Raw genomic sequence first — 6,610 nt, forward strand, 5'->3', positions numbered from 1 at the left:
GCGCGGCAATCTGCCCAAACGGCTTGAAATAGTTGGCGATAAATGCCGGCGAACTGGTCACCAGCAGCATTACATCCCTGGCCAGATAGCGTTCCGCGCCGCGCATCCCCTTGCCCAAAAAGTCGTCGCGAAGCACAAGGCGATGAATGTCGAGGCACTCGTAGACGATCGGCACCGTCGCCTGGAAAGCCGATCTGGCACGCCGGGCAAGCGCCAGCATTTCCAGATTGCGCGCGATGATGAGGTCGGGTCTTGGCATCGAGCCGAGCTTCGAGCCGATCGAGACCGCCGCCTTTGTGACTGCTGCCAGCCGCTGGGCGAATCGGCCGTCGCGCGTCGCCCCAAGGTCGATCGGGCGCAAGCCTTCGACGTCGGCGACCGGGCTTGCTATCCGACGGAAGCCCGCCAGTGTGACCTGGGCGCCGCCTGCCTTAAGCATTATGATCCGCCGGCGCACTGCCGGGTCGGAGACGTCGTGTACCAAGTACAAGACATGCAGCATGAAAACTCGACCGCTGTTGGCCCGCCCGCAGGAATGCTAGTACAGCTCTTGCTGCATCGCAACATTTTTGGTGCTATGTAGCGGATTTAGCGGTTGCCGCGCACCGCACAAACATTAGGCCGCGCGAATGTTCTATTGCGTTGCAGCAAAAAATCGGTTTTCATATGACGAGAAGTTGGTGAGAATTGGGGCCGGGGGGTTCATGCGCTTGTATTTGGTTCCAGTGGAATTGCAGGATTTGGCAGTTCTGCGCCCATAGGGCAGTTCGCTAAAATCCCCTATCCCGCTGTTTGGATACGGTGGTTAGGCATGGCCAAATCTCTTCGTATTGCCGTCTATAACGACAAATATCCGACCAGTTTCGTTACGCCGCGCGTCTCCAGACATACAATCCTGCGCAAGCGGTTCCTACCGTTCAACCTGGTCTCGTCGAAGTTGGAAGGTGTGACGTTGATCGAGCCTGCCCTGTCCGTCGACGTGGTGCATGCGTTCAACCGGATCCCGGTCAATTCTTCGAAATTCATCATCTCGTTCGAATCCCATTTGCCGCGTCAGTTCGCCCTTCGCAAGCGCGGGCCGATGGCTCGTTACCTGGCGTCCCGGATTGCGAACCCCGGCTGCCGCCGCATTATTGCCTTGTCGCATTTTGCCCGCAGGTGTTTTCTGGGTCAGCACGCCGACAATCCGAACGTAAGCCTTCTGACGGAGAAGCTGATGGTCCGCCATCCGAACATCGTCGTGCCTGCCGTGGAAGATGCGATGCTTGAGAACACCGCGGAGGAACTTGTGCTGACGTTCGTCGGCGCCCATTTTGGCCGCAAGGGCGGCTGCGTCGCGGTCAAGATCGCGGAAAAAGCAATAGAGCAGAATTTGCCTATTCGAGTGAACATCGTTTCGAGTCTGCAGGTAGGCGGCGGTATATGGACGGATCCGACAACTCCAGGATTCTTTGACCAGTATATCAAGTTGCTCGACCTGAAGAATGTCCAGCATTATAGCGCGTTGCCAAACCATTCGGTGCGACGATTGTTGCGCAATTCGCATTTTGGCATCCTAGCTACCTTCGGCGATACATTTGGATACTCGGCGATAGAATCGATGTCGGAACACACCCCGGTTCTCGGAACGGGGGTCTGTGCCCTGCCTGAATTCCTGGAGGATGGTGTCAACGGAATCTCATTACCCATGAGACTCAACGATCTCGGCAATTGCTGGAATCCGGGATACAACTCGCGCGGCGAGGCGAAATTTGCCCAATATTTCCAGGATGAGGTCGAGCGCCTCGCTTGCCTGTCCATCGAACGATTAAAGACATATATCGGTCAGCCGAAGCTGATGGCGCCACTGCGACGTCAAGCCCGGTGGACGGCAGAGATCATGTTTGCCGCGGAACCGGCGGGCGCATTCCTCGATGCGCTTTACGACCGTGTGGCGTTGGAGCGAACCAAAGAACCTGTGCAACTCGACCCGGCCCTTGATGCTTCATCTCCGGAAGCCTTGCCGCTTGAACCCGACAAGCAGAAGCTATCCCCGCGCCACGGTGGCACGCCGGCAGCATCGCTCGGCGTCTTGCCACCCCGGATGGCCTGGCGTGCATGAACGCTCGACAGCTATCGCAGTCGTACCTCACGAGAGCGTGAGAATCGGATTGGGTTGCCATTGTAATTTGGCGTGCTGAGCGCCGGAGATCGTGCTCCTTCCTGGGATTCGGATAGCCTACTGTCGCTCCGAATTTCCGGGCTATTTTGTTGCTTTGCAACATTTTTGATGCGGTCGGGAAAGTTGCCATATCGTTGTGGGAAGCTATGAAGCTACTGCCGGCGCGGACGCCGCCCGCGCCGGCACCGAGCGAGGTGAAGTGAATGCGCGCACCGGCAAAATCACCGCTCTGCACACTGAAAACCAGGTCGACGACGGACCCGCACACGAAAAATTCCTGAGCGAGGCGCTGCCGCTGTTTGGCCCGACCCGCAAGATCGGATGGCTGGTCACCAGCCGGCTTGAGAAATACCGCAACCACACGGAAGCATGGCTCCAAAAGCACGACGTCAAATACGACAAGCTGATCATGCTCGAACTGCCGAGCAAGGCGGAGCGGCAGCGGCTTGGCGTGCATGGCAATTTCAAGGCCGATTTCTAGCGCAAGTCCGATGCGATGCTGTTCATCGAAAGCGAGCACCAGCAGGCCCTTAAGATCGCCGAGCTTTCCGGCAAACCGGTGCTGTGCGTGGAAACGCATCTGGTCATTTATCCCGACTCGCTGTCGCTGCCTGCACTTGGACGAATCGCCTGCAACTTTCCAGGCAGTTTGAAACAGATGAATTCGCAGGAAGGGCGCAAGACGGCCATCAAGATCGTCGCGCGCAGGCTGCTTGGCGAACGCGGCTATGAGACACTGAAGAGCCGGGTCAAACGACCGGCTTAGATGTCGAGCCAAAACTGTGGCCAAGGGACATCATGCCGCCGATTTCACCATTTACGGTGTGGTTCGCCGGTCACCACGAACGGCCATCATGAGCCGTCGGGAAAGCTGGAATCTGCCGTCGGAGATAGACGCATGAATTTCACACGCAGACAACTGTCGGCTCTTCTTGCTACCTCGGCAGCATTGCAACTGGTTCATAGGCGAGCCGTGGCAGAGAGTGCTGCCGCAGGAGACGCGGAAGCTGCCGTTGACAAGCTTCCGGATTGGTCAGCGATCAAGCTCAAACTTTGGAAGTATAACAATCCCTTCGTGCCATCGCAGTGGGGCGAGCCAAAGCTCGGAGGTTATGACTGGAAGGCGGCGAACGCCAAAATCGTTGACGGCGCGCTTCAGCTTACTGTCAGCGAGAAAGCTTCCGCACAGGTCGTAGCCGGCGGTAAATCGGACTTTTCATCGGCAAGGTGGGAAGTGGATGTCACTCTCCCGACGATGAAGCCAGGGCTTGTTGCAGCGCCGCTTTGGACTTTTAACGACAAAGCCCATGAGGAAATCGATTTTGAATTCGTGGGCACGAAAGGACTACAGCTCAATGTTTGGGCAAACGTCGACCATCAGCACAAGAGCGTTTGGCTAAAGTGGATCCAACTCGGCGACCTCTCGGGGAAAAGATACCGCCTTGGCATAGAATACGAGGCGGGAAAACGTGTTGCTTTCCTCATTGACGGCAAAGAAGCTGCCGTGGTTACGCCGGCTGACACTCTGGGCGGTGCCTTTCCGAACAAGCCCATGAAGGCGTACTTCGATCTATGGGTTGCGGCAGGCGCGGTGATGGACGCAGGTTGGGCCGGCAAATGGGAGCCGATGCCGGCATCGGACAAACTGGTCATGACAATTCATGGCTATAGGCGAACTGATGTCGATCAGTGAGATTGCAATTCATCCGACCGCTGCGCAACCTCGGTTCAAGCCTCGAGGGCATGCTTTTGGGCGACATGCATTAATCAGGCGGCTTGGCGCGAACCCTGCTGGGCCGCCCGGCCGAGCATCGAAAAGAAGGTCGCGAACTGACGTTCAGGATCCAGCGCCGGCCGCTCGGAAAATTCACGTGCCGCCGCCGAGAGCCGTTCATATTCCTGGCTGTCGTTCCACAGCCGCCTGATCGCCGCGGCCCAGTCGTCGAGCGGTGCGTCATAATCGAGCACCACGCCACCGGCGCCAATCGCTTCCGGCAGGCCGCCGCGCCGGGACCCGACGACCGGAATGCCGCTGCAATGGGCCTCGGATGCCACGCGCCCCCAGGCCTCTTCCCATTTGCTGGGCGCCAGCAGGATCTTGGTCCGGCTATAGACCGTCTTCATGTCGCTGGTGCGGCTTTCCAGCCTGACATTGCGCAGCGGCGCGATGGTCCGTTCGATCTGTGCCCGGTGGTCGTCGTCGAGCTTCCAGCTTTCGACGAACAGGAACGGAATTTCGGAGCATTGGCCGGCAATGCGCACCGCGAGTTCGAACCCTTTTTCATTGTAAGGGTTGATCAGCGTAACAAACTCGCCTGTCGTCGGCGTGCTGTAGAGCGCGGGATTGATGGTCGGCGGTATGACCGTCGAATCGATGTCGAATTTTGCCTTGTAGGTGCGCGCCGTGAACTCGGAATTGGCGATATAAAGCGCCGAATGCAGCTCTCGCAGATCCCCGCCCAATTCGTGGAATTCGACGTTCCGCAGATAGACGACCAGCGGCACGCCAAGCGCCTGCAGCGCCTTTCCGATCGGCACCGATTTGTGGCACTGCACGACGGCGACGTCGGGATCGAGCCTTTCGACGGCAAAGCGCGCCGCTTCCCAGGGAAACCACGCCCGCACCACAGGGTAACCGGGATAGCTGTCGATGACGGCGCGCTGCCTCAGAAGCTTCATCTTGGCGCGCGCCTTGTAGCCAAAGACGCCCTGGCCGAACAGCGCGGCAAGCACTGATGCCTGGTGGCCATGTTCAAGCAATTGTTCGGCCAGATGGTGGGTGCTGGATTGGACACCGCCGCTGAACTGGGGAGTGTAACCGTTGCCACCTGCAAAAAGGACTTTCATGGTTCCAGCTCCTTGTCGCATTCTGGGTTTGTTCAAAAGCGGTTTACCAAGGCAGAAGATATCCATCAGTTCCCGCCAGCCTCCGTCGTGTCCCGCTGTCATGGCAACAGGCTTTCCCGCATGATCTCACGCCGCCATCCTGCCGATGCTGTGATATTCGATGCCGTAGCGAGCGATGACCTTGGGGTCGTAGAGATTTCTGCCGTCGAAGATGATCGGCGTGATCAGCGCATCCTTCATCGCGTCGAACGACGGCGCCTGGAAGTTCTTCCACTCGGTTGCGATCATGAGCGCATCGGCGCCACGCAGCGCTGCCTCCTTGGTCCCGCACAAAAGCAGATCCTCGCGCAGTCCGTAGATGGCCTGGCATTCCTGCATCGCCTCGGGATCGTAAGCCTGCACTTTGGCACCGGCCTTCCAGAGCGCTTCCATCAAGACACGCGCCGGCGCCTCGCGCATGTCGTCGGTATTGGGCTTGAAAGCGAGGCCCCACAGCGCAAAGGTCTTGCCCTTCAGATTGCCCTTGAAATAGCGGTTCACCTTGTCGAACAGGACCGACTTCTGTTCGTTGTTGCGTTCCTCGACCGCGCGCAGCAGCTTGGCATCGAATTTGACGCCTTCGGCGGTCTTGATCAGGGCGCGCACGTCCTTGGGGAAGCATGAGCCGCCATAGCCGAGGCCCGGATAGATGAAGTGGTAGCCGATGCGCGGATCGCTGCCGATGCCCTTGCGGACCTCCTCGATGTCGGCGCCGAGTTCCTCGGCCAGGTTGGCCATTTCGTTCATAAAGCTGATCTTGGTCGCCAGCATGCAATTGGCCGCGTATTTGGTGAACTCGGCGCTGCGCACATCCATCACGATCATCTTTTCGTGGTTGCGGTTGAACGGAGCGTAAAGCTCACGCATCACCGCCTCGGTATCCTCGCTGCCGGTTCCGACGATGATGCGGTCGGGCTTCATGCAGTCGGCCACCGCGGAGCCTTCCTTGAGGAATTCCGGATTGGAGGCGACGTCGAAACCCAGATCCTCGCGGCCGCGCGCCTTCAGCGTCGCGGCGATCCTGGCCTTTATCTTCTCGCAGGTGCCGACCGGCACGGTCGACTTACCGACGACGATCTTGGGCGCGTCCATCTCCCGGCCGATGGCCTCGGCAACGGCCAGCACATATTTGAGGTCGGCAGAACCATCCTCGCCCGGAGGCGTGCCGACAGCGATCATCTGTATCTGGCCATGCTTGACGGCGGCCGCGGCATCGGTGGTGAACTTGATGCGGCCGGCCGCGTGGTTCTCCTTGACGAGGTTTTCGAGCCCAGGCTCGAAAATCGGGATGAGGCCCTGATTGAGCCGCTCGACCTTTTTCACGTCGATGTCGACGCACACCACCTGGTGTCCGACTTCGGCAAGCACCGCCGCCTGCACGAGACCGACATAGCCAATTCCAAAGACCGTCAAATTCATTTGGTTACATTCCTGTTCAAGACTTCGGAGCGCTTTCGGTCCGGCCGGTTCAGATTAGTCTTTACTTTATGCTGCATGCCAGCGATTCCGGAAACTGGCATGGCTGACCTAGCGCCGTGAATGCGACACGGTCCACTTGCATGA

The 6,610-nt window shown here is 58.6% G+C and carries 6 protein-coding genes and 1 pseudogene; 4 read left to right on the forward strand and 3 right to left on the reverse strand.

What is annotated here, in order from left to right; translation table 11 throughout:
• Window positions 1-502 (reverse strand): annotated as a pseudogene (locus EOA85_RS23695) (glycosyl transferase family 1); the annotation flags it as partial.
• A 309-nt stretch (window positions 503-811) separates the two neighbouring features.
• Here EOA85_RS23695 and EOA85_RS23700 point away from each other — a divergent pair.
• The 4 genes from EOA85_RS23700 to EOA85_RS23710 all read left to right on the forward strand — a co-directional run bounded on the left by EOA85_RS23700 (window position 812) and on the right by EOA85_RS23710 (window position 3,854).
• Complete coding sequence (locus EOA85_RS23700; RefSeq protein WP_127211380.1) at window positions 812-2,101, forward strand: glycosyltransferase; 1,290 nt, start codon at window positions 812-814, stop codon at window positions 2,099-2,101.
• A gap of 196 nt (window positions 2,102-2,297) precedes the next feature.
• Window positions 2,298-2,642 carry a hypothetical protein gene (locus EOA85_RS39220; protein WP_245485974.1) on the forward strand — a complete coding sequence of 115 codons (345 nt, stop codon included), beginning with the start codon at window positions 2,298-2,300 and terminating at the stop codon, window positions 2,640-2,642.
• 15 nt (window positions 2,643-2,657) lie between these two features.
• Window positions 2,658-2,927: a hypothetical protein gene (locus EOA85_RS39225; protein ID WP_245485975.1), complete on the forward strand. Its 270-nt coding sequence runs from the start codon at window positions 2,658-2,660 to the stop codon at window positions 2,925-2,927.
• A gap of 132 nt (window positions 2,928-3,059) precedes the next feature.
• Window positions 3,060-3,854, forward strand: a complete 795-nt coding sequence (locus EOA85_RS23710; protein WP_164759833.1) for a family 16 glycosylhydrolase — start codon at window positions 3,060-3,062, stop codon at window positions 3,852-3,854.
• Window positions 3,855-3,928: 74 nt separating this feature from the next.
• Here the strand turns inward: EOA85_RS23710 and EOA85_RS23715 are convergent, their stop codons facing one another.
• Both EOA85_RS23715 and EOA85_RS23720 read right to left on the reverse strand, forming a co-directional pair.
• Complete coding sequence (locus EOA85_RS23715) at window positions 3,929-5,008, reverse strand: glycosyltransferase (RefSeq protein ID WP_127211382.1); 1,080 nt, start codon at window positions 5,006-5,008, stop codon at window positions 3,929-3,931.
• A 126-nt stretch (window positions 5,009-5,134) separates the two neighbouring features.
• Complete coding sequence (locus EOA85_RS23720) at window positions 5,135-6,466, reverse strand: UDP-glucose/GDP-mannose dehydrogenase family protein (RefSeq protein WP_029347687.1); 1,332 nt, start codon at window positions 6,464-6,466, stop codon at window positions 5,135-5,137.
• Between the last annotated feature and the right edge of the window lie 144 nt (window positions 6,467-6,610).

This window comes from Mesorhizobium sp. M5C.F.Ca.IN.020.29.1.1, from assembly GCF_003997375.1.
Lineage (GTDB): Bacteria > Pseudomonadota > Alphaproteobacteria > Rhizobiales > Rhizobiaceae > Mesorhizobium > Mesorhizobium wenxiniae.